This window comes from Frankia sp. R82 (assembly GCF_023716925.1).
In the GTDB taxonomy this organism is placed as follows: domain Bacteria; phylum Actinomycetota; class Actinomycetes; order Frankiales; family Frankiaceae; genus Frankia.
In genome coordinates, this window is the sequence record NZ_JAMQQG010000150.1 from 1 (window position 1) to 1,538 (window position 1,538).

Consider the following 1,538-nt stretch of genomic DNA (forward strand, 5'->3'; position numbering starts at 1 on the left):
GGGTGGCCGTGGCGTTGGGCGTCGCTGAGTCGTTCGACGAGCAGGACGCCGACGCCCTCGGACCAGCCGGTCCCGTCCGCGGCGGTGGAGAACGCCTTGCAGCGGCCGTCGGGGGCAAGGCCGCGCTGGCGGGAGAACTCCACGAACGCCGCCGGTGACGACATCACCGTCACCCCGCCGGCCAGGGCCAGATCGGCCTCGCCGGCCCGTAGTGCCTGGGCGGCGAGGTGCAGGGCGACCAGGGCGGAGGAGCAGGCGGTGTCGACGGTGACCGAGGGGCCTTCGAACCCGAACGTGTACGACACCCGGCCCGACAGCACACTGCCGAGGCTGCCCAGGCCCAGATAGGCCTCCAGCTCCGGGGGCACCGCCGGGCCGCTGCCGGCCATGCCGGCGGCCTGCACTCCGGCGGCCTTTACGCCGGCGGCATAGTCCTGGCCGTTCGTGCCGGCGAACACCGCGGTGCGGCTGCCGCGCAGCGTCGTCGGGTCGATCCCGGCCTGCTCGAACGCCTCCCAGGTCGTCTCCAACAGCAGCCGCTGCTGCGGGTCGATGGCGAGCGCCTCGCGGGGGGAGATGCCGAAGAACTCGGCGTCGAAACCGCCGGCGTCGGCCAGGAAGCCGCCGTGGCGGGTGTAGGACTTCCCGGACGCGTCCGGGTCGGGATCGTAGAGGTCGTCCAGGGGCCAGCCGCGATCGGCCGGGAACGCGCCGATCGCGTCCCGTCCGGTGTGGACCAGTTCCCACAGGTCACGCGCGGAGCTCACCCCGCCGGGGAAACGACAGGCCATACCCACGATCGCCACCGGCTCGTGCCGGGCCTCCCGTGAGTCCCGAAGCTGCTCGCGGGTCTCGTGCAGCTCGGCGGTCACCCGTCGCAGGAGGTACCGGATCTGGTCGTCGCTCATGGTCGGCCTGCTTTCGTCGGCTCGGGCATCGGCGGGCGCGTGGTCAGGAGATGCCGAGGGTCTTTCCGATGAAGTCGATGAGTTCGGCGTCGGTGGCGTCGGACAGTTCCGCGGCCACCGACGGTTCGCCCGGCGCGTCGCCGGACGGGTCCGGCGTGGTGCGCAATCGGGTCAGCAGGTCCTGCAGCCGGTCGGTCGCCGCCAGCCGGTCGGCGCCGGTCACCTCGGCCGTGTCGAGTACCGCTTCCAGCCGGTCGACCTCGGCGAGCACCGCCGACAGACCGGTCGGTGGTGTCGGAACGAGTTCACCGAGCAGGAAGTCGGTCAGCGCCGACGTGGTCGGATAGTCGAAGGCCAGGCTGACCGGCAGGGACAGGCCGGTCTGCGCGCCGAGCAGGTTGCGCAGGTTCACCGCGGCCAGCGAGTCGAATCCCTGGTCGCGCAGACCCCGCTCGACGTCGACCTGCTCCGGCCGGGCCAGCCCCTGCACCGCCGCCACATGGCCGCGCACGATGGCCAGCAGTTCGGCCCGGCGCGCCGCGGCGTCGAGCCCGGTCAGGCGGGCGGTGAGCTGGGCACCCGGGGCGGCGGTGCCGTCCGCGGCGGAGGCGTCGGCGTGCGCCGCGCGGG

General features: G+C 73.7%; 2 protein-coding genes. Both read right to left on the reverse strand.

The window, feature by feature from the left end:
* Positions 1-908: beta-ketoacyl synthase N-terminal-like domain-containing protein (locus ND747_RS16275; protein ID WP_251734457.1), on the reverse strand; the 908-nt coding region annotated here is incomplete at its 3' end.
* Positions 909-951: 43 nt separating this feature from the next.
* On the reverse strand, positions 952-1,538 hold a 587-nt coding region (locus ND747_RS16280), incomplete at its 5' end, for an acyl carrier protein (protein WP_251734458.1).